This is a genomic window from Trichococcus pasteurii, assembly GCF_900112935.1.
GTDB classification, from domain to species: domain Bacteria; phylum Bacillota; class Bacilli; order Lactobacillales; family Aerococcaceae; genus Trichococcus; species Trichococcus pasteurii.
In genome coordinates this window covers 465,323-488,007 of sequence record NZ_FONM01000001.1, presented here as the reverse complement: position 1 = coordinate 488,007, position 22,685 = coordinate 465,323, and the positions used below count along the sequence as shown (strand labels likewise).

The window sequence follows — 22,685 nt, the reverse complement described above, 5'->3', positions numbered from 1 at the left end:
GTTTTTCCGCAAACAAGGTAAATGTGCTTAACCTTGGTGTAATCAACAATCATCCGTCACAGCTCCTTCAACAAAGCGTACAGGATGTATTTTTCAATGCCTTGATATACTGAAACCGTTCGGTTTCGAACTGTATCCTTTATTTCAAAAGCAAGTTGTCGTTCGTGCGGTATTGGATCAAAATCAATTTGATTATCTAACTGAATAGGAACAATGTCCGGCTGTCTTTCCATTTGGGTACCTCCGTTATATATGATAACTGAAGTATAAATGGAAAAACTCCTCCCGAAAATCTACCTGATTATTTGGCGCTTACAAACGAACAAGCTGTTCTGGATCGACATCAGGTAATAATCACTCGTAAAAATGGTCGTAAAATTACTGAGCGTAATGCCTCCTGTTCCGGGTTCCAGAAAACTGTTGATGAAGATGTTGGCTAACGGCATCATTTCGAACAAAAGGATCAGCAGCGCGAACGGCAACAGCAATACGAGGTACTTGCGTTTTTCACTCTGCAGCATCGCCTGAACCTCGTTTCATAATGATTCCCTGAATCGCCTGCATGCGATCCCCAGCCGGAATGCCCAGCAAATTGCATAAAAATGGCGCTATTTCCAGCTGAGGCACAATTGCTCCTTCTTTGCGGAAATCCTTGATGATCACTTTGTCCGAAAATAAATAAAGTGGAACAAGGCGATCTTCATTCGAAATGCCATTATGGGTATGATAGTCATTCATCCCATGATCAGAAGTGACCACAATCTGATAGCCTTCGCTCATCCATCTCCAGATGTACTGGGAAAGTTCAGCATCAACGCGGACGGCCGCTTGCACATACTCTTTACTGTCGGCACCGAATTTATGGCCGGCATCATCGATGTTCATCGAATGGATCAGCGTATAATCCGTTGCCTTCTTCCGGATCAAGTAATCGCCATCCGCAATCAGGTGACTGTCCGGGTAATGATCTTCGTGATAAAAAATGCCCTGTTCGATGAGGGAATTCGTATCCAACTGGATTCGGTCCTCCATCACTTGAAATGGCGCATGATTGTAGAGTTCGCTCACCCAGTAGTAACTGGCCGCCCCCGTCTTGAGCCCGTGTTCCTTGGCGATTTCAAAAACACTCCGTTCTTTGGAACGGCGGACTGTGCGGTTCGAGGTGATGCCATTTTCTGCAGCCGGCACTCCAGACTGCAGGACTTCATACAAAGGCCTTGATTGTGCAGGCATCTCCGATTTGACGGTATAAGCCGCCATTATTCCTTTTTCGACCAGATGCTCCAAGAAGCCCATATGGTTATGGGCTGTCTTGGCATTCAATCCGTCCAACACTACAAAAATTACTTTATCCACTGTATTCAACCTCAATTATTTTACTTTTGTAAGTACTTCTTCTTGCCATCTTTGACCCAGACCAGCTGCAGCCTCTTCCCATGCATCAAAATCGGAGACCGGTTGCGCCTTCACGTATTGCTCTTCCGGAAGCAAGATATCCTGCACCTCTTGCGGCAATTCAACATTATCGCGGATAGGACGTGCATAGCCTTTCGCCAAGTTGATTTGGCCTTCATCAGAAAGGATATATTCGCGGGCTAATGCTGCCGCATGCGGATTAGGCGCTGTTGCGTTGATGACTGTTGCGTATCCGCTTTGGATCGTTCCATCCAACGGAATCGTCACTTCAAAACTGGCATTCGGGTTCGTTTCCGCAACTTGATTTGCATAATTCAGAGCGTTGAAGTCCCAGAACAAGCCGACTTCGATTTCGCCTGATTCCAAACGGGCCAATGATGTGTCGCCCAAGTCCAGTCTGCCTTGTTCAGCCAGCTGTGCGAAGAAGGCAATGCCCGGATCCAAGTTGGTTTCGTCCCCGCCATTTGCGATGGCTGCAGCCAATACTGCATTTTGCGCTTGGGTAGCGGCATTTACGTCGCCGATCGTGACTTTATAATCGCCTGCCAAGATATCCGCGAAGCTGGTCGGGGCATCCGTGACTTTTTCGGAATTGGTGATAAAAGCCAATGTTCCGTAATAACCGACGATCCAATCGCCATCATCATCCTTGGCCCACTCAGGGATGTCATCCCAGTACGATGTTTTATAAGCCAGTGTCAGGCCGTCCGCTTCGGCAACAGGTCCGAATGATTGACCGACATCGCCGATATCCTTTGTCGGATTGTGCTGCTCCGCCTTGAACAATGCCAATTCTTCCGCTGAACTCATATCCGTGTCCGCATGCGTCAAGCCATAAGTCGTTTCAAGTTCTTCCCAAGTCTCGCCCCAGTTCGCCCATGTATCCGGCATACCCACTGATTCTACATGCTCCTCTTCTTTGGCTTGTGTTTCAATTTCGCTTAATGTCAATGCATTCAGATCGACTTCCGCCTCATTAGTCGTCGCCGCCTCTGTTCCGCACGCACTCAGAATAAGCATGCTGCTTAAGGCCAAACCCGCAAACAATCTTTTATTGGACAATCTCATTTTATTCTCTCCTTATTTGTGAACAATGATTTCATTGTTTTTCATTACGTATTTGACTACAAATAAATACTAACAGATGGTTGTAAATAACCTTTGAATTCGCTGTAATTATTTTGTAAACAGCAATGAAACCATGGTGTTAATGCATTTCTTTCGAAAAAAATGGAATAGCCCACCAAAGGATGGATAACCGGAAGTTATCCATCCTTTGGGTCCTTAGATTCAATAATCAGCAAAAAAGCAAGGAAAGCAGCGGATCGATCCGCTGCTCTCCTTGCTTTTTGTGTTAGTCCAACCATTTGACGTAATCTTCGTCTTCCATCGCCTCGACGGCTCCCAAAAGGTAGCCGTTGCCGACTTGCGAGAAGAAGTCGTGGTTGCTGGTGCCGGTCGAGATGCCGTTCATGACGATCGGGTTCACATCGTCGGCCGTGTCCGGGAACAACGGATCGAAGCCCAGGTTCTGCAAGGCTTTGTTCGCGTTGTAGCGGATGAACACTTTGACGCGCTCCGTCCAACCCAGCTCGTCGTAGATGTATTGCGTGTATTTCACTTCATTGTTGTACAGTTCATAGGTCAGCATGTAGACCCAATTCTTTACTTCTTCCTGTTCCGCTTCGGACAGTTGGTTGTAAGCGATCTGGAATTTGTAGCCGATATAGGTTCCGTGAACCGACTCGTCGCGCAGGATCAATTTGATGATCTCCGCCACGTTCGGCAATTTGTTGTTGCCTAGATACCAAAGCGGTGCATAGAATCCCGAATAGAATAGGAACGACTCCAGCAGGACGCTGGCGGCTTTCTTTTCCAGCTGATTCCCGGATTTGTAGATATCGTTGATCAGACTGGCTTTTTTCTGGATGAATTCGTTGCTGTTGGTCCAGTTGAAGATGTCCTCGATTTCAGCTTTTGTGTTCAAAGTACTGAAGATCGAGGAGTAGCTTTTCGCGTGGACCGATTCCATGAATTGGATGTTGTTCAGGACCGCTTCCTCGTGTTGCGTGCGCATATCTTCTTTCATAGCGGCGATGCCGTCCTGCGATTGCAGCGTGTCCAAAAGCGTCAAGCCGCCGAACACTTTCCCCAACATATCCTGCTCGGCTTTGCTGAGGGTGCGCCAGTCGTCCAAGTCATTGGACAACGGAATCCGCGTATCCAGCCAAAATTGCTCCGTCAGTTTTTCCCATGTCAACTTGTCCAGCATGTCTTCGATGCTGTTCCAGTTGATTGCTATATAAGGCTTGTTTGCCATCTTTCATTCCTCCGTTAGACTTTCCGATTATTGCATGACGGGTAATCGAATACAGTTGCGCTGCCTCATCAGATTGTGCATGATTCGCAAGCATTCGCTCCGATTTCGTCGTTGTTTTCCGTAAAGGTACGCACATAATAAATGGATTTTGCGCCTTTTCTCCATGCGTAATTGCGCAGGATGTTCAGATCGCGTGTCGTCATTTTATTGGTGCGCCCTTCTTTCCATTCGTACATGCCTTCCGGCAATTCCGATCGCATGAACAAAGTCAGGCTCATGCCTTGGTCGATGTGCTTTTGGGCAGCGACATAAATATCGATGACACGGCGCATATCGATATCATAGGCCGAACGATAATAAGGCATCGTTTCGTTGGAAAGCTGCGGAGCCGGATAATAAGTCTTCCCGGTTTTCTTCTCTTGGCGTTCTTCAATCAGGCGTGTGATCGGGTGCAGGCTCGCACTCGTTTCATTTACGTAACTGATTGATCCGGTCGGTGCGATCGCCAAACGGTTCTGGTGATACAAGCCGGTTTCATGGATTGCTTGCTTCAACTGCAACCAGTCTTCCTTCGTAGGGACTTTGATGCCCTCAAAAATTTGTTTCACTTTTTCGGATTGGAAAACAACATCGGAATCGGTGTAGGCATCAAAATACTCACCCGTGCAGTAGGTGGATTTCTCGAAATTGGCAAATGATTGTCCGCGTTCCTTGGCGATTTTGTTGCTGGCTGCCAATGTATAATAATTCAAAAGCATAAAGTAGACGTCCGTGAATTCGATGGATTCCGGCGACCCGTAATGCATCTGATTGATCGCGAACATCGTATGCAAGCCCATGCCGCCCAAACCGATCGTATGCGCTTGATCGTTCCCGTTTTTGATTGTCGGGACCGCATCGATGCTTGAATGGTCGGTTACATATGTCAAGGCACGGACCATCGTTTCGACCGATTTTCCGAAATCAGGCGACTGCATCAGGTTCGGAATGTTCGTTGAACCCAAATTGCAGCTGATGTCCGTCCCGAGCACTTCATATTCCTGCTTATCGTTCAGCAAGGATGGTTGTTGCACCTGCAGAATTTCCGAGCAAAGATTGCTCATGACGATTGTTCCGTCCACCGGATTGGCGCGGTTGGCTGTATCGATGTTGATGATGTAAGGATAGCCGGATTCCTGCTGCAGTTTGCTGATTTCGTTCTCAAGATCGCGGGCGCGGATCTTCGATTTGGAGATATCCGGATTATTGACCAGATTCTCGTATTCAGCGGTGATGTCGACATAGGAGAATGGTTTTCCGTAAATCCGCTCCACATCATAAGGGCTGAAGAGGTACATCTGATCGTCCTTCGCCGCCAGTTCATAGAATTTGTCCGGAATGACGAGACCCAACGACAAAGTCTTCACGCGGATTTTTTCATCCGCATTCTCTTTTTTCGTGGACAGGAAGGCCACGATGTCCGGATGGAATACGCTCAAGTACACCGCGCCGGCCCCGTTGCGCTGGCCCAACTGGTTGGAATAGCTGAAGCTGTCCTCGAGAAGCTTCATGATCGGCACGACACCGCTCGACGCATTCTCGATTTTTTTGATTGGATCGCCCGCCGCCCGGACATTAGACAAGTTCACGCCAACGCCTCCGCCAATGCGGGACAACTGCAGGGCACTATTGATTGTACGGCCGATGCTGTTCATGTCATCTGTCGTTTGGATCAGGAAGCACGACACCAATTCCCCACGGCGTTTTCTGCCGGCATTCAAAAAGGTCGGCGTCGCCGGTTGGTAGCGTTGATGGATCATCTCTTCCGCCAGGTCGACAGCCAACTGCTGGTCCCCGTCAGCCAAAAAGAGGGCATTGAAGACGATCCGGTCTTCATATCGTTCCAAATAACGTTTGCCGTCGTTTGTTTTCAGCGCGTACTGGGTATAAAACTTGTAGGCAGCCATGAACGACTTGAAACGAAATTTCTTGTTGTACGTATCCTGCATCAGCTTTTTGATGAAATCGAGCGGGTATTTCTCCAGAAATTCTTTTTCGATGTAGTCCTGCTCGATCAAATAATTCAATTTTTCATCCAATGTATAGAAGAAAACAGTGTTCGGATTCACATGCTCCAGGAAATATGCCCTTACGGCTTCCTTGTCCTTGTGTAAAGGGATTGCGTTATCAATCGGACGATTTATTTCGTTGTTCAATTTATAATAGGTTACATCTTCTGTTTTGGTTACTAATTTTGGACTATCCAAGTTCCGTCACCTTCTCTTTCAAAATCTGAATGTCTTTCTCGTTGCCCTGAAACTCAAACAAGTGCAGAAGCGGGACGCCATAATCGTGTGCCAAGTCCTTTGCGGTAAAGCCGAAAAGCTTGCCGAAATTCAGGTTCCCGCCACCCGCCACGCCTTTGAAGAAAGAACGGTTCCGATCGGTCTCGATGAAATCGACCAGAATATCCGTCACCTCTTTATCGTAGGTCGGGGTCACGATGATGAACGGCTCATCAATCGTCCGGAAGGCATTACCGGCCGTCAATTCGATGGTTTCAAGGCCCAGTTTTTTTACGAACTTCCGCGTTTGGCCGGTCAACGACATAAACACTACCTTCATTTTGCATCACCCTTTTCCCAACTGTTCTTCACCCATTATACGGTTGCGAGGATGGAATTACAACAAAAAGACACAACATATAGTGTGCTTTTCTCGAATCCACACTACATATCGTGCCTTTGTTTGTATTTTCACTTTTCCAGATCAAAAGTTGCGCTGCAGCGAATGACTGCCACCGGCGACGTTTCAGAATTTTATTCTAACATAATTTCCCTGAAGCACCTCCTGATACGCTCCGGGAATCACAAACTTGAATAGAATTTTTTCGCAAGCTGTTCCAGCACTTTCGGATCATCCACGAAAAAGCTATGGCTTCCGCCGGGCACGATGTATTTCCGCGACCCGGGAATCAGGCGGTGCATTGCCTCCGTTTGGTCGTCACGGATCAGATCGAATTCACCCGCCAGCAGCATGGTTGGCGCTTGTATTCGGCTCAGGTCTTCCGCCGAGAGATCCAATTCCTCCAGCATAAGATTATGGATGCACAGTCGCTGGATTTTTTCCGGATCGGAATCCGGTAACGCCAGCAGCTCCTCGTATCGCTCCAATGTTTCTTCGTTGCAGGCGTCGGTCAGGCCATCCGCTTCGTAATTCGCCCCCATCGCAATCAAAGAAGCGATCCGCTCGGGATGATGGGCCGCTAAATATAAGCCCAAATTGCCGCCATCACTGAACCCGAGCACATGGACCCGTTGAATCCCTTCCTTATCCAGCAAGGCCAGGATATCCGTTGCAATCTGCTTGAATGTCAGCCGCTCCACTCCCAGAGCTGATTTGCCGTGGCCTCGCGTATCAAGCGCATAGACCGTGAAGTATTTCGTAAAAAAAGGAAACTGCTGGGCGAAGATGTCCGAACTCTCTCCATTTCCATGCAACAGGAGCAACGCATCACCGGAACCCCCTACCTGATAGTAGAGCTTTCCTTTTCCGGTCTTCAATGTCTTTCCTCTCATAGGCAATGCCCCTTTCTTCTATCAATCCGGCAAACGCCAGTCGATCGGCTCCACACCGAACAAGCGCAGTGCTTCATTCGTTTTGGAAAAAGGCTTCGACCCGAAGAATCCTCTATAGGAAGATAATGGGCTTGGGTGCGGAGATGTGATCACGACATGCTTCGTTGTATCGATGAACACTTTTTTGGCTATCGATGCGTTTCCCCAAAGGATGAAGACGACCGGTTCTTCCCGCTCGTTCAGCGCTCGGATGACGGCATCGGTCAACAATTCCCAGCCTTTTCCGCGATGGGAATTGGCTTCCCCGCCGCGCACCGTCAGGACCGTGTTCAGCAGGAAGACGCCTTGCTTCGCCCAGGATGTCAAATCGCCGTGTTTCGCCGGCTCTATTCCCAAGTCATCCTGCAGTTCCTTGTAGATGTTTACCAAGGAAGGCGGCAATTTGATCCCTTTTTGGACCGAAAAACTCAACCCATGCGCTTGATCCGGGCCGTGATAAGGATCCTGCCCGAGTATGACCACTTTCACCTTGTTGTACGGCGTCAATTCGAAGGCTTCCCAGATATGATGCATCCCGGGATAGACCGTTTCGTTCAGGTATTCTTCCTTCAGGAAGGCGCGCAGCTGTTGATAATACGGCGCCTCAAACTCCTTTTCCAGCTTCTCTTGCCACTCGTTATGGATAATTGCTTTCATATTCACACCACTATCTATCATATTTTTCAATTCCGGTTGCAACTATCTTACCATAATAGACGGATCCTTTTCAGCCCTTCCATCTTCCGGGCGATTATTTTAGTTGGCCTGAACTTATTTTTTCCAAAATGAAAAAGCATGGTAGAATATAAGGGTGAATATACTGCAATTACCGAACAGGAGGATGAATGTATGATTGAACTGATCGTCTCGGATATGGACGGCACCCTATTGAACGATAAGATGGAAGTCTCCGAATCAAACGTGAGCGCCATCAATGAAGCAAATAGATTAGGCATCAAATTTATGGTCGCTACCGGCAGAGGGTATACCGAAGCTGTTCCGGCTCTGAAGGAAGTCGGCATCGACTGTCCCATGATCACACTGAACGGCGGACAAGTATTTGACGAAGATGGACAACTGGTCGAAAACCTGGGGATCGATAAAACAACCACACGCCACATCTTGGAAGATGTGAAAAAATACGGTCTCTATTGCGAACTCATGACATCTAAAGGCATATACTCGGATGACAAAGTGCGCCGGATCGAAGCGACTACTTCGCTGCTCCATGAGACAAACCCTGACACAACTTTCAAAATGGCGCTTGTCCTGGCGGTCGCCCGTTTGGAACTGATGCACGTTAACTATGTCGACAACTTCAAAGACGTTCTGGACGACCATGCCCAGCAAGTACTGAAGATTCTGGTATTCAGCGATTCCGGACAAAGCGAACTGGATCCGATCCGGACAAAGTTGGCAGAGGACAGCCGGTTGGTCGTGACCTCTTCCTTCCGGAACAACATCGAAATCAATCATGTGGAAGCACAAAAAGGGATCGCTTTGGAAAAGTTCGCCAAAAAAAGAGGCATTCCGTTGGAGAATGTCATGGCCATCGGGGACAATTTCAATGACGTCTCCATGCTGAAAGTAGCCGGCGCCAGCTTCGCAGTGGCCAATGCTGAAGACGGAGTCAAGGAATTTGCGAAGTACCTCACTTCCAAAAACTCAGAAAACGGCGTTGCCGAGGCAATCATGCGCTGCATCAACGAAAATTTGTGATTCCGAAAACAGAACGCTGACAGTTACACTTCCCCCCTTTACCTTCGTCTTTATGGATGTAGGAAAGGAGGGAAAATGAATGGATGCGAACGTAGATGTGTTGGCATATATGGAATTGATCAGCAATACCGGTTTTCCGATCGTAATCGCAATGTACTTGCTGCACCGGATGGAAAAAAAGCTCGATGCACTTGTCGGCGCGATTGAAGACCTGAGCCGGGCCTTTAAATGATCACGCCTTGGCCTCACCAGACCTAAAAAAAGCCCTGACATGACAGCTTTTATGCCATCATGTCGGGGCTTTTTGCTGCGTTTTTCCGAACATTCCCGAATAACCCGGATTGATTGACGTTCGTTTGTTAGCGTTTTTATGTCATTTGGTTTTTGTGTCAGTTTTCCTAACATATTCGTGTCGCTATACAATTGTGATTTCTCAGAATTTAAAATATAATCTCGATGTGGTATTATATGAATATTCAAGCAGAGGCTTCATCGTAATCTCATGGTTATTCAGAAGGAATGCTGTTTATAAGGAGGAAAAAATATGTTAAGCAAGAAACTGCGACTAAAGTTGCCAATGCTCTTCATGGCTTTGGGCTTTTTTATTTTTGGCTCAGCCCAACACGAAGTAGTCGAGGCGACAGAAACACAAAAGTTTGTCATCGCAACAGACACCACTTTTGCACCATTTGAATTCCAGGATGCGAACGGCGATTTTGTCGGCATCGATATGGAACTCATCCAAGCAATTGCGGAGGACCAAGGATTTGAAGTGGAGATTCGTCCATTGGGATTCAATGCCGCGCTGCAGGCCTTGGAGACCAAGCAAGTTGACGGTGTCATCGCCGGCATGAGCATCACCGACGAACGGAAACAGACCTTCGACTTTTCGGAACCGTATTTTGAAAGTGGCGTGGTCATGGCAGTTGCCGATGACAGCGACATCTCAAGCTACGAAGATTTGGAAGGCCAGAACGTAGCCGTCAAAACCGGTACGGAAGGCGCAACGTTTGCCGAATCCATCAAGGATGAATATGGCTTCACTACCACCGTTTTTGAAGATTCCGCCAATATGTATCAGGATGTCCTATCCGGCAATTCCGTAGCGGCATTCGAAGATTACCCAGTAATGGCTTACGCAATCGAGGACCAAGGTTTGGCTCTGAAATTGGCTACAGACAAAGAAGCCGGCAGTTCATATGGTTTTGCAGTGGCCAAAGATACAAACCCTGAATTATTGGCAATGTTCAATGCAGGCTTGGCCAATCTGAAATCGGATGGCACTTACCAGGCCATCCAAGAGAAGTACCTTGGCGCATCCGCGGATACAAGTTTGGATGTCCCGGCACAGAACGGAAAAACCTACATCATCGCAACCGACACAACTTTCGCCCCATTCGAATTCCAGGATGCGAACGGTAACTATGTGGGCATCGACATGGATCTGATCCGCGCAATCGCTAAAGATCAAGGCTTCGGAATCGAAATCCGCCCACTGGGATTCAATGCGGCCCTTCAGGCGTTGGAAGCTAAACAAGTGGATGCCGTCATCGCCGGCATGAGCATCACCGACGAACGCAAACAGACATTTGATTTTTCCGAACCGTATTTCGAAAGCGGTGTGGTCATGGCTGTTGCCGCAGATAGCGACATCGACAGCTATGAAGATTTGGAAGGCCTGACCGTGGCCGTCAAAACCGGTACGGAAGGCGCAACATTTGCCGAATCCATCAAGGATGAATATGGCTTCACATTAGCGACTTTCGATGATTCAGCCAACATGTACCAAGACGTCATCGCCGGCAATTCCGTTGCGGCATTCGAAGATTACCCGGTTATGGCCTATGCCATCGAAGGCCAAGGCATCGCATTGAAACTGGCTACCGAAAAAGAAGCAGGCGGCTCTTACGGAATCGCGGTCGCAAAAGACACGAACCCGGAATTGCTGAACATGATCAACACAGGTTTGGCAAACTTGCAATCCAACGGTACTTATGAAGAAATCGTCAACGACTATCTTGGTTCCGACACAGAAGCAAGCAACACTTCCTTCTTCGGACTGATCCAAGAAAACTGGAAAACGTTAATGAAAGGTTTAGGTAGAACGATCCTGATCACTTTTGCATCCATCGTGATCGCATTGGCACTGGGTATCGTCATCGGCTTGTTCAGCGTTTCCCCTAACAAGGCATTGAACTGGATCGCAACCATCTACGTTGACATCATGCGCGGTGTGCCATTGATTGTTTTGGCATTCTTCGTATACTTCTCGATTCCGCAATTGATGGGACTCCGGATGAGCTCGACCGTTGCAGGGATCATCACACTGAGTTTGAATGCCGCAGCTTATCTGGCCGAAATCTTCCGCGGCGGTATCAAAGCGGTTGATGTCGGGCAGATGGAAGCAGGTCGCAGCTTAGGTTTGACTTACCAAACGACAATGAACAAAATCATTTTGCCGCAAGCGATCCGCATCATGATTCCTTCATTCATCAACCAATTCGTCATTACTTTGAAAGACACTTCCATTTTGTCGATCATCGGACTTGTCGAGTTGACACAGACCGGTAAAATCATTATCGCCAGAACCTACGCTTCCGGTAATATGTGGATGATCATCGGCTTGATGTACATCATCGTCATCACGATCCTTACGAAGATTTCCAAAAACCTTGAAGGGAGATTAAAGAATGGCTAACGCAAAAATAAATGTCACGAACCTGAAGAAAAGCTTCGGCAGCAACGAGGTTTTGAAAGGGATCAACCTTGAAGTCGCTGAAGGCGAAGTGGTCTGCATCATCGGCCCTTCCGGTTCCGGAAAAAGTACCCTACTGCGCTGTCTGAACAAACTTGAAGATGTCACCGACGGCCACGTGCTGATCGATGGTCAGGACATTACCGAAAAAACGACGGACATCAACAAAGTCCGCGAAGAAATCGGGATGGTTTTCCAACACTTCAATCTTTTTCCGCACCTATCAGTAATGGACAACATCACTTTGGCCCCGGTTGAACTGAAACGTGAAAACAAAGAAGCTGCAAAAGCAAAAGCACTTGAATTGCTGGAAACGGTCGGCCTGTCCGAAAAAGCCGACGCTTTTCCAAGCTCTCTATCCGGCGGTCAAAAGCAACGTGTCGCGATCGCACGCGCGTTGGCAATGAATCCGGAAATCATGCTTTTCGATGAACCGACATCCGCGCTTGACCCTGAAATGGTCGGCGACGTGCTTGAAGTCATGAAAAAATTGGCAAAACAAGGGATGACCATGGTTGTCGTTACGCATGAAATGGGCTTTGCAAGAGAAGTCGGACATCGCGTCATCTTCATGGATGGCGGATATATCGTCGAAGAAGGCACTCCTGCTGAAGTATTCGGTAATCCGCAACACCCACGTACGCAAGATTTCCTGAACAAAGTATTGTAATAGCACAAAAAACAAAGGTTGCCCTTTTTTTGGAGGGTAACCTTTGTTTTTTTGTGAAATGTGGAAAACGAGAATCGCTTGGCAGGAGAAGCATGCGTGAACGGATCGTAGCTCCGGGGAGCCTTTGCTTGGCCGGAGCTAAAAGACGACCGTGATGCGACCTCCGACGAAGGGAGGCTCGCCGGAGAAGCAGCCATTCCACCCCCTCAAATCCGGCCAAGCTTCGCTTCATCGGAGTTGAGGGGGTTGGAGCCTCGCTGACCAATCAAAATTAAAAAGAATCGGGCTGTCTCAATTTTTTCGTGAGATAGCCCGATTCTTTATTTTTATTGCAGGATGGTGATCGTCAAAGTCTGTCTGCCGAAAGAAAGTGCGGCGTTCAGGTCTTCCATGTGCAAGTCGATTTTGTTCCCTACGATCGCTCCACCTGTATCGCCGGCAATCGCGATGCCGTAGCCCGGTACACTGACCAGGCTTCCTAATGGAATCACGGAAGGATCAACTGCAATGACCATCGGATTGACCGACAAGTCGATGCCTGTAGCGGTAAAGTTGGATAGGCCCGCTTCGTGGCGCGAATAGGCTGTTGCCGACACGACCAATGTTTTGCCCTGCGCAGCCGGTGTTTCCGTCACAGCCGGAGTAGTAATGGTCACGGCAGGCGCGGTTTCAACTGATGCAACCGAACTGTCGGTGATTTGGCTTACAGGTGCTGTTGCGGATGATGCGACTGCGCTCTCTTGCACGGACGCTGACGCTGTAGACGATGCAGATTCGGCAACGGCACTGCTCGACTCCGCAATTTGTTGCTCTTCCGCTGCTTTTGCTGCGGCTGCAGCGGCATCAGCTTTGGCTTGAGCCTCTTCGGCAGCCAGACGGGCAGCTTCATCCGCGTACTCGGTCTTCACTTGCGACAACACTGTTTGATTGTCGGACAGAATGCCCTTCAGACTAGTCAACTCTGCCGCCAATGCAGTGGACTCGGATTTCAGACGGCTTTCAGCAGCCTTGACTGTCTGGATTTCCTCAGCCAATTGCTCTTCCAATGCTGTCAGTTTCTCCTCTTCCGAAATGGCAGTTTCAATCTGTTCATTGTCGGCAGCCTGCAATTGGCCGACTACATACGCTCTGCTGATGAAATCGGCAAAATTTTCGGAATCCAGCAACATCAAAATTTGGTTCGTCGTTGCATCCGAAGTCTGCAAGGCAACGAGCCGTGTTTTCAGTTGTTCTTTCCGCGAAGCGATCACTTCTTTTTGCGCTTCGATAGCTGCTCTTGTCTCGATTTGGCTCTCTTCTGCAGCAGTAATCTGCGCCTTCAGGTCATCGATCCCCATTTGTTTCAGGTTGATTGACGCTAATGTTTCACCGATTGTCACTTCCACAGAAGCGATTTGAGCTTCCGTCTGTTTTTCTTCTTGGGTTAAAGTATCTAAGGTGGAACCTTGAACTTGTGTAATGGAAAGGGTCAGACTTGCTGCCAAGCCGGCCAACATCAGTTTCCCTATACGCTTTTTATGATTCAAAATCTCACGCCTCTCTTTTCTCGTTGGAAAATGCTCCTTTATTATATCGAAATTCCCTTAACGAAGGGTTGCATTCCTTTTACTGTTACGTATCAAATGATTCGTTCAAGTCATATTCCGCCTTTTAATGCGCTGTTTTGTAACTTATCCGTAACATAAGTTTCCTCTCTGTAACAGAACTCTGTTTTGGTTATCTAAAACCGGCATCAGAAAAAGATAATTTTATGACAAATTTGCCGAATTCCAGTAAAATGGAAAGTGAGGAATCTTGGACGATCCGGGATTCAGAAGGAGACATTCATGTTACTAGAGAGAATAGGTTTAATCGATATCGGATCCAACACGATCCGTTTGGTCATCTTTGAAATCGATGAACACTTCACGATGTTTCAAGTCCAGAATATCAAGACCCCCGCACGCCTGTTTCAATATTTGGACAAAAAGAAAAAGATGTCCCAAACAGGGATTGACGTACTCATCAAAGTCCTGAAAAGTTTCAAATCTGTCGCTGACCAGTATCAAGTCAGCGTTCTGATGCCGGTAGCGACAGCCGCTATCCGCCAGTCCACCAACCGCGATGACATCATCGCGCAAGTACGCAAGAAAACCGGCATCGAAATGCTGTTGTTGCCGGAAGAAAAAGAAGCCTTTTATGGGAATTATGCCGTTCTGCATACGACCCAATTTCCTAGCGGCATCACGATCGACATCGGCGGCGGCAGCACGGAAGTCACTTACTATGAGAACAAAGAGCTCCAGCAATACCATAGTTTCCCGTTTGGGGTCGTGACTTTGAAGCAGATGTTCTTTGACGGCAAAGAACACAATGACCCGAAAGCGATTAAGAAGATGCAGGAATTTGTGAAGGATCAGTTCAAATCAATCAAATGGCTCAGCAAGAAACAAGTGCCGATCGTAGCCATGGGCGGTTCTGCCCGCAGCATCGCGAATGTCCACCAACGCCAAGTCAATTATCGGTTAGCGGGCGTGCATGGGTACCGCATGTACAAAAACGACCTCCAACGGACATTGGATTTGTTCCAGTCATTGAGCATCCCGCAGCTGCAGAACCTCGATGGGCTGAGCCGAGACCGCACCGATTTGATCATACCGGCGAACGTGGTGTTCAATACCCTCTTCGATGAGGTGAAGGCCCCTGTGTTTTTGTTCAGCAATAAAGGCTTGCGCGAAGGCATCGTGATGGAATATCTAAACAACAAGTACGAAAACAAAGCCTTCAGCGTTTTCAACATAGCGGCTCAATCGGTCAGCAGGATCGCCGCCAGCTACCACACGCTGGCGCATGTCGCGCAACAAAGGGTGAAGTTGGTCGATATGCTGTATGAGGAATTGTGCAGATTGGGGATTTTTGAAAAGAACCCGGAAATGGAGAAACTTTTGCATTTCGGAAGCTACCTTTATTACCTTGGGCAATTCGTCGAGACAGGCGCCAGTTCGCAGCATACTTTCTACATCATCTCCAACAGCGACTTGGATGGTATCAGCCACAAGGAACGGGTAAGCATCGCTTTATTGGCCAGCTTCAAAAACCGGTCGCTCGTCAACCAGTACCTGTTGGGCTTTACGGATTGGTACACTGTGACTCAGATCGATCAACTGCAATCACTGGGCGGCATCATCAAGTTTGCTGACGCCATCAACGACTCCCATATGGAAGTCATCCAAGACATCAAAATCAATAAGACAAAAAATGGTCACAACCTGGTGCTATATTATAAAGGTGACATTCTTGCCGAAGAGTATCGTGCCGAGCGCCAACGCAAACATATCGAGCGTTTGCTGAGCGGTAAACTTAACATTATATTTACAGAAATTTAACAAATATGTGCTATAAATAAAGCTTATAAATCGAATGAACGGATGTGTCATATGATGGAATCAGATAGTAAACCCAATCTTGCTCATGCAGATTATTATTTCAATCGAGAGTTGAGTTGGCTGGACTTCAACAAGCGTGTCCTCGAGGAAGCGAAAGATCCTCAGAACCCTTTGCTTGAACAGCTGAACTTTTTATCCATAGCAAGTTCCAATCTTGATGAATTCTACATGGTTCGGGTTGCCGGGTTACAGGACCAGTTCAAACTCGGCTATCATATCACGGACAGCAAAACCGATATGAGCCCCATTGAACAGTTGTCTGCCATCTCCAAGAAAAACAGCGAGAATATCGCTGTGCAATACAAGTACTATTATGAACTTCTGAATAAATTGGCCGAAAAGAATATCCGCATAAAAAAAATCAGCGATCTTTCCGAAAGCGAACTGGCTGTTATAGAAGAAACCTTCGACGAGCAGATTTTCCCCGCATTGACGCCTCTCGGGATCGATGCATATCGGCCCTTCCCTAACTTGAACAACAAATTGATCCACATTTTTGTCAATTTGGAAAAGAAGGATACGACCCGGGTTGCGATTGTGCCTGTTCCAGCTCCGTTGCAACGGTTCATTTTGTTGGATGAGGACAAAAACGACATCGGCATCGTACTGTTGGAGGATGTTGTGCGCCATTTCATCCATACCTTATTCAAAGGTTTCACTGTCACGAACAGCTTCAGTTGCCGGATCACCCGCAATGCGGATTTGGAATTGCATGAGGATGGAGCGGATGATCTGCTTGTGGTCATCCAGGATTACCTTAAGAAGCGCAAAAATGGTATGGCTGTCCGCCTTGAAGTCGACACACGCGATACGATCGAAACCCTGCAGGGAGACGTGCGCTTTTTGCAGACCGAATTGGATCTCGAGGATCGCGATGTCTATATGATCGATGGCCCGTTGGATCTTACTTTTCTCAGCAATTTGACCCGTCATCTGGCGGTTGCTTCGCCGGATGACGTATACCCTAGCTTCTCACCGGTCATACCAAGTGATCTGTCCGGAAAAAACATCTTTGATGTGGTTGAAAATCAGGATGTCTTCCTGCATCATCCCTATGACTCGTTCGATCCGGTCGTCGATTTCATCAAGAGCGCCGCTGAGGATGAAGATACGATCGCCATCAAACAGACCCTTTACCGGGTCAGCAAAGATTCACCGATCATCGAAGGTTTGAAGACTGCAGCCGAATCCGGCAAACAAGTCACTGTGCTTGTCGAGCTGAAAGCCCGTTTCGACGAAGAGAACAATGTGCAATGGGCGAAAGAATTGGAAGAAGCCGGTGCCCATGTCCTTTACGGGATGACCCATTTGAAGACCCACAGCAAAATCACGATGGTCGTAAAAAAACAAAATAACAGTATCATCCGTTATGTCCATTTGGCTACCGGCAATTACAACGATAAGACCGCCAGACTTTATACGGACATGGCCATCTTCACCGCAAACAAGGAAATCGGAGAGGATGCCACAAACTTCTTCAACTACTTGAGCGGCTATTCTGACCAACCGGAGTACAATCACTTGCATGTTTCGCCTTTCGAAATCCGTGATTCGTTCATTGAATACATCGACGATGAAATCGCCTCGCATAAACAATTCGGGAACGGGCATATCATCGCAAAAATGAACTCCTTGACCGACAAGCGCGTCATCATGAAACTGTACGAAGCCAGTCAAGCCGGCGTCCGGGTGGATCTGATCATCCGCGGCATCTGTGGCCTGAAGCCCCAAGTACCCGGCGTGAGCGAAAACATCCATGTCCGCAGCATCGTCGGCCGCTTCCTGGAGCATAGCCGAGTCTACTATTTCCATCATAACGGTGATGAAAATCTTTTCCTGTCTTCCGCGGACATGATGACCCGCAACATGATCAAACGCGTCGAGATAGAATTTCCGATTCTGGACAAAGCCATCAAGAAAGAAATCCTTTCGCTGATGGATGTCTACCTGGCAGACAATACAAAAGCACGCGAACTGCATCCGGACGGGACCTATCGCTATGTCCGGAACGATAATCCCAAGGTGGATGCACAAAAATATTTCATGGAGTTGGCGAACAAGGAAAAAGAAATCCCGACACTCTCTGAAAAAGATTCCTGGTTGAAAAAAATCCAACGCAGGTTCAAGAAATAACGGCAACAAAAGAAGAAGGCCAAGAGTTGCGTGCTCCTGACCTTCTTCTTTTGTTGCCGTTCTTAGGCTAATTTATTGTATTTTGAAACCGCCAAGCCGATTGCAAAACCGATCAGCGACGGAATCAGCCAACCCATTCCGATGTCGGATAAAGGGATCGCTGAATCGGTCCAGGCGATGACACCGTTCAGGCCGACAGCATCCTTGATTCCTTGCGGCAAAGCTTTCAGGAAATCCACGGTTGCGAATGGCAAGGTGAACAAGGTCGTCATCTGGTAGACAATCGTCCGGTCATTGAACTGGCTGCTCATGATCGACAGCAATATCAAAGTGATCGACAATGGGTAAAGGAACATCAACACTGGGATCGAGAACGCGATGATCTGACTCAAGCCCAGATTCGCCAAACCGAAGGAAATGGCGGTAAACAGATAGACGTACTTTTTGTAGTCCAATGAGCCCGGAAACATGTGGACGAATGTTTCGCTGATGGCCGTTATCAACCCGATTGCTGTTTTCAGACAGGCAACGGTGATGATGACCGCAAACAGGACAGCTCCGAAGATGCCGAAGTACTCGTTCGAGATTTGCGCCAAGGCGATGCCGCCGTTGTCGCTGATTTCAAAGATGCCGCGGCTCGTTGCGCCCAAGTAAACCAGCGAACCGTAAATGACAGCCATCAACAACATGCTGATCGTTCCGGATTTTATCGTGTCTTTGGCGATGGTCGTTGTCTTTGTGACGCCCAATCCTTGGATCGTCGTCACAACGATGATGCCGAAAGCCAAGGAAGCCAATGCATCCATCGTGTTGTACCCTTCCAAAAAGCCTTTGAAGAATGCGCCTGTCTGATAGCTCGCATCCACTGGTATTTCACTCGCAGTACCCATCGGCGCGAAAAATCCGAAGAGGATCAGGATCGAAAGAAAAACGAGGAAGATCGGATTCAGAACCTTGCCTACCCATTTCAATATTTCCGATGGCTTCAGGGAGAACCATAAGACCGCTGCGAAGAAAAGCAACGAGAACAGGAACAGCGTCATTTTTGTCATTGAAGGATCCAAATAAGGCGCAAAGGCTGCCTCGAACGAGACGGTCGCGGTACGCGGCGTCGCAAAGAATGGCCCGATCGTAAGGTAGAGTGCCGCTGTGAAGAAAACGCCGTATTTCGGATGGACCTTGCTCGCCATTTCCAGCAGGCTTTCTTTACCGGACAGCCCCATCGCCACGATGCCCAGAAACGGCAACCCCACTGCCGTCACGATAAACCCTAATATTGCCGGCAACAAATTTTGCCCAGCCAATTGCCCCATATGGACCGGGAAAATCAGATTGCCGGCACCGAAAAATAAGCCGAACAACATGGAGCCGATGTATATATATTCTTTATTCGATAATTTCTTATCCATTAAGTACCAGCCAACTTTCTGTTTCAATTTTGTTCATTCTATCATGGCGTTTCCCCTGTTACTATAATTGGGAGCGCTAACCCAGAAAAACTTACCAATTTCTCATTTTGTCAACTGTCCGGTAATCTATGACTGTCATCCAAAATTAATGGCAACATTACAACAATCTGCAACAAACGATTGCCAACAAAGACACAATCTCACTCGTTTTTTGTAAACACCGTGTTAAAATCCTTTTATTTTTTCAGGAATATGCTAGAATTAATTGACTATAAACAAGAATTGAGGAATGTAAAAAAATGATTACCGTATCAAATGTCAGCCTACAATTTTCCGATCGCAAGTTGTTTGACAATGTTAACCTAAAGTTCACTCCTGGTAACTGCTATGGCGTCATCGGTGCAAACGGAGCTGGAAAATCTACTTTCTTGAAGATTTTATCAGGTGTCATCCAGCCCACAACCGGCGATATCATTTTAGATCCAAATGAACGTCTAGCTGTACTGAACCAGAACCACTATGGTTTCGAAGAACATCAAGTATTGGACACTGTAATCATGGGGCATAAACGCCTTTATGAAATCATGGCCGAGAAAAACGCCATCTATGCAAAAACTGATTTCACTGAAGAAGACGGCATCAGAGCCGGCGAACTTGAAGGCGAATTTGCTGAATTGGATGGATGGGAAGCCGAATCCGATGCTGCAAGTCTGTTGCAAGGTTTAGGAATCGGTGAAGAATTGCACTACAAGCAGATGAGTGACCTTTTGGAGCCGCAAAAAGTTAAAGTTTTGCTGGCGCAAGCCTTATTCGGCAAACCGGACGTATTGCTGTTGGACGAGCCGACAAACGGTTTGGACAAAGAGTCAATCGAATGGTTATCCGAGTTCCTGATCAACTTCCCTAATACCGTCATCGTTGTTTCTCATGACCGTCACTTCCTGAATACGGTTTGTACGCATATGTGTGACGTTGACTTCGGAAAAATCAAACTGTATGTCGGAAACTACGACTTCTGGATGCAATCCAGTCAGTTGGCTGCTAAATTGGCCGCTGATTCCAATGCGAAAAAAGAAGAGCAGATCAAGGAATTGCAGGACTTCATTGCGCGATTCAGTGCAAATGCATCGAAATCCAAACAAGCAACATCCCGTAAAAAGACGTTGGATAAAATCACCTTGGATGATATTCAACCATCATCCCGTAAATATCCTTTCGTCGGCTTCACTCCGGAACGCGAAATCGGAAATGACTTATTGATGGTTTCGAACATCTCCAAAACAATCGATGGCGTCAAAATTTTGGACAACATCAGCTTTGCGTTGAACAAAGGCGACAAAGTGGCATTCACAAGCCGCAAAGATATTGCTACTTCCACCCTCTTCAAGATTCTGATGGGTGAAATGGAAGCTGATGGCGGTACTTTCAAATGGGGCGTCACAACTTCCCAAAGCTACTTGCCGAAGGACCACACGAACGAATTCCCGGTTGCCGACATCACCATTTTGGAATGGTTGCGCCAATTCGCAGGCAAAGAAGAAGACGACAATACCTTCTTGCGCAGCTTCTTGGGCCGCATGCTGTTCTCAGGTGAAGACGTCATGAAGAAAGTCTCTGTCCTATCCGGGGGAGAAAAAGTACGTATCATCCTATCGAAAATGATGCTTTCCAAAGCAAACGTCCTGGTGCTGGATGACCCGACGAACCACTTGGATCTTGAATCCATCACAGCATTGAATGACGGCATGATCGCCTTCAAAGGCGCATTGTTGTTCACTTCACACGATTACGAGTTCATCAACACTACTGCGAACCGTATCATCGAATTGACTCCAAACGGCGTTGTTGACAGAATGGAAACAACCTACGAAGACTTCTTGGCAGATAAAGATGTGCAAGCAAGAATCAACGCACTTTATAAAGAACAAGCTTAAACCAGCACGAAAAAAAGAGGAACAAACCGAGCATTCGGGTTGTTCCTCTTTTTGTTTAATAGAATATTTCAATTCCAAAAGTGCCTCACCTCTGGTGTTTTACAGGGGTGCAAAATATTCCATGCATCCCAAAACGTTGGCTAGCTTCACGGGTTAGCCCTTCTGAAAAGGGATAAAGGAACCCCTTGTCTCTACCGAGCCAAGGATACTATTCGACTAACCTGCTGACGCAGGAAGTCTCTCAGCAATTGCGCTCTACGATGCTCATTTGCATGGGACTCTTAGGGATTCATCCCTTAGACTCCCAGTACAAGGTGACCGTAGGGAACGTTGCAAGGCCAGATTTCCTAAATTGTCATGACTCTTGCGATTTCAATCGCTTAATCCTGTCATAAGGCCATCCAACCGGTCGCGCAGTGAGGCCCTCTGATGTCGCACTGTGACATCAGAGTACTTGACCGATTAGGTCACAGTGTTTCCTTAATCAGGGCTGAACGAACCCGTTCCGCTTTTCTATACTTTTTTCCAGATTATGTGGGCTTCGCAGGCTAGGTCTTCGCCGTTCAGGATGCGGTGCGCGGTGATGATTTCGCCGTTCTCCGCTTCTTTTGTCGACATGACGCTGGTGATGCTGTTGCCGTATTCGACTTCTTTTTCGTACTTGATCGTAACGGCAGCCATCTGGTGATCCATGATGAATTTCGGGTCGATCGTGTTGATGATCCAATCGAAATATTTCGCGTTGTTGACATGGCGATTGTAGTCGATATCCAGGTATCTGACGCGGAAATCCTGTTCCTTGCGGTTATCCGGCTCCAGTTGGATCGGTTTCTGCATGCGCACCATCGTCCGGATTTCATCAGCCTGATAAACGGCCAGCAAGTCTTTTTGGATCTGGACCATCTTACGGGTCTCGATGTCCATCATGACGAAGTTCGTCATGACTTCCACACACAATTGTTCACTTTCATCATAAGCCCGGAAGCGGCGATAGGTGAAGAAGCGGTTATAGCTCATCGCTTCCGTTTCCAGAATGATTTCTTCGCCTTGGTGCGGCATGCGTTCGATCTGCATGTCGTATTGCACGATGATCCAACTGAGTCCTCTTTCGGACATCTGGTCATTCGTGTTCCCGAGTGAATCGCTTTGTTGGCCCGACAGATCCATCATCAGGTTCACGAGCGAAGGCAAGGTGATCTCACCGGTGATGTCGCATTCATAACCTTTGATGCGATGGGTTCTGCGATAGATTAATCCGCTCAACGTTTTCCCTCCAAAATCAATTTTATAATAGAAAGGATACCATAC

General features: G+C 47.5%; 19 protein-coding genes. 7 read left to right on the top strand and 12 right to left on the bottom strand.

The features are described from left to right. Window positions 1-56 precede the first annotated feature (56 nt). From BM184_RS15245 to BM184_RS02245, 9 genes are all read right to left on the bottom strand, one after another. Entirely contained in the window at window positions 57-233 is a 177-nt protein-coding gene (locus BM184_RS15245) for a hypothetical protein (RefSeq protein ID WP_157080409.1), read from the bottom strand. Window positions 234-293: 60 nt separating this feature from the next. Continuing rightward, window positions 294-521: a hypothetical protein gene (locus tag BM184_RS02280; protein WP_086942384.1), complete on the bottom strand. Its 228-nt coding sequence runs from the start codon at window positions 519-521 to the stop codon at window positions 294-296. Further along, window positions 508-1,356, bottom strand: coding sequence for an alkaline phosphatase family protein (locus BM184_RS02275; RefSeq protein ID WP_086942383.1), 849 nt, complete (start codon window positions 1,354-1,356; stop codon window positions 508-510). The genes BM184_RS02280 and BM184_RS02275 overlap by 14 nt, the downstream gene beginning before the upstream one ends. A gap of 15 nt (window positions 1,357-1,371) precedes the next feature. Next, on the bottom strand, window positions 1,372-2,484 hold the full coding sequence (locus BM184_RS02270) for an ABC transporter substrate-binding protein (RefSeq protein WP_086942382.1): 1,113 nt from the start codon (window positions 2,482-2,484) through the stop codon (window positions 1,372-1,374). Between the two features lie 286 nt (window positions 2,485-2,770). Beyond that, a complete protein-coding gene (nrdF, locus tag BM184_RS02265; RefSeq protein ID WP_086942381.1) occupies window positions 2,771-3,736 on the bottom strand; it encodes a class 1b ribonucleoside-diphosphate reductase subunit beta in 966 nt (321 codons plus the stop codon). 68 nt (window positions 3,737-3,804) lie between these two features. Further along, on the bottom strand, window positions 3,805-5,982 hold the full coding sequence (gene nrdE, locus BM184_RS02260; protein ID WP_086942380.1) for a class 1b ribonucleoside-diphosphate reductase subunit alpha: 2,178 nt from the start codon (window positions 5,980-5,982) through the stop codon (window positions 3,805-3,807). Then, window positions 5,975-6,340 (bottom strand): class Ib ribonucleoside-diphosphate reductase assembly flavoprotein NrdI, encoded by a 366-nt coding sequence (nrdI, locus tag BM184_RS02255; protein ID WP_086942379.1) that lies wholly within the window; start codon window positions 6,338-6,340, stop codon window positions 5,975-5,977. Before nrdI ends, nrdE begins: the two co-directional genes overlap by 8 nt. 242 nt (window positions 6,341-6,582) lie before the next feature. Continuing rightward, on the bottom strand, window positions 6,583-7,293 hold the full coding sequence (locus BM184_RS02250) for an alpha/beta fold hydrolase (RefSeq protein WP_086942378.1): 711 nt from the start codon (window positions 7,291-7,293) through the stop codon (window positions 6,583-6,585). A 21-nt stretch (window positions 7,294-7,314) separates the two neighbouring features. Next, the gene (locus BM184_RS02245; RefSeq protein WP_086942377.1) at window positions 7,315-7,989 is read right to left on the bottom strand and encodes a uracil-DNA glycosylase; all 675 of its coding nucleotides are present in this window, start codon (window positions 7,987-7,989) and stop codon (window positions 7,315-7,317) included. A 192-nt stretch (window positions 7,990-8,181) separates the two neighbouring features. On the opposite strand from BM184_RS02245, the gene BM184_RS02240 reads away from it, so the two are divergent. The 4 genes from BM184_RS02240 to BM184_RS02225 all read left to right on the top strand — a co-directional run bounded on the left by BM184_RS02240 (window position 8,182) and on the right by BM184_RS02225 (window position 12,476). Next, window positions 8,182-9,051: a Cof-type HAD-IIB family hydrolase gene (locus BM184_RS02240; protein WP_086942376.1), complete on the top strand. Its 870-nt coding sequence runs from the start codon at window positions 8,182-8,184 to the stop codon at window positions 9,049-9,051. Between the two features lie 79 nt (window positions 9,052-9,130). Beyond that, on the top strand, window positions 9,131-9,283 hold the full coding sequence (locus BM184_RS02235; protein ID WP_084253768.1) for a YvrJ family protein: 153 nt from the start codon (window positions 9,131-9,133) through the stop codon (window positions 9,281-9,283). Between the two features lie 312 nt (window positions 9,284-9,595). Next, complete coding sequence (locus BM184_RS02230; RefSeq protein WP_177208507.1) at window positions 9,596-11,749, top strand: amino acid ABC transporter substrate-binding protein/permease; 2,154 nt, start codon at window positions 9,596-9,598, stop codon at window positions 11,747-11,749. Next, a complete protein-coding gene (locus BM184_RS02225; RefSeq protein WP_086942375.1) occupies window positions 11,742-12,476 on the top strand; it encodes an amino acid ABC transporter ATP-binding protein in 735 nt (244 codons plus the stop codon). The genes BM184_RS02230 and BM184_RS02225 overlap by 8 nt, the downstream gene beginning before the upstream one ends. Window positions 12,477-12,802: 326 nt before the next feature. Here the strand turns inward: BM184_RS02225 and BM184_RS02220 are convergent, their stop codons facing one another. Beyond that, window positions 12,803-14,002, bottom strand: coding sequence for a 3D domain-containing protein (locus BM184_RS02220; protein WP_086942374.1), 1,200 nt, complete (start codon window positions 14,000-14,002; stop codon window positions 12,803-12,805). Window positions 14,003-14,302: 300 nt separating this feature from the next. Between BM184_RS02220 and BM184_RS02215 the strand changes: the two genes are divergently transcribed. After that, window positions 14,303-15,841, top strand: a complete 1,539-nt coding sequence (locus BM184_RS02215; RefSeq protein WP_086942373.1) for a Ppx/GppA family phosphatase — start codon at window positions 14,303-14,305, stop codon at window positions 15,839-15,841. Between the two features lie 51 nt (window positions 15,842-15,892). Next, window positions 15,893-18,034, top strand: coding sequence for an RNA degradosome polyphosphate kinase (locus BM184_RS02210; protein ID WP_245830612.1), 2,142 nt, complete (start codon window positions 15,893-15,895; stop codon window positions 18,032-18,034). A gap of 62 nt (window positions 18,035-18,096) precedes the next feature. On the opposite strand, the gene brnQ is transcribed toward BM184_RS02210, so the two are convergent. Beyond that, window positions 18,097-19,443, bottom strand: coding sequence for a branched-chain amino acid transport system II carrier protein (gene brnQ / locus BM184_RS02205; protein WP_086942372.1), 1,347 nt, complete (start codon window positions 19,441-19,443; stop codon window positions 18,097-18,099). 299 nt (window positions 19,444-19,742) lie between these two features. On the opposite strand from brnQ, the gene BM184_RS02200 reads away from it, so the two are divergent. Then, complete coding sequence (locus BM184_RS02200) at window positions 19,743-21,377, top strand: ABC-F family ATP-binding cassette domain-containing protein (RefSeq protein WP_086942371.1); 1,635 nt, start codon at window positions 19,743-19,745, stop codon at window positions 21,375-21,377. 513 nt (window positions 21,378-21,890) lie between these two features. Here BM184_RS02200 and BM184_RS02195 read toward each other — a convergent pair. Beyond that, entirely contained in the window at window positions 21,891-22,640 is a 750-nt protein-coding gene (locus BM184_RS02195) for an acyl-[acyl-carrier-protein] thioesterase (protein ID WP_177208506.1), read from the bottom strand. Between the last annotated feature and the right edge of the window lie 45 nt (window positions 22,641-22,685).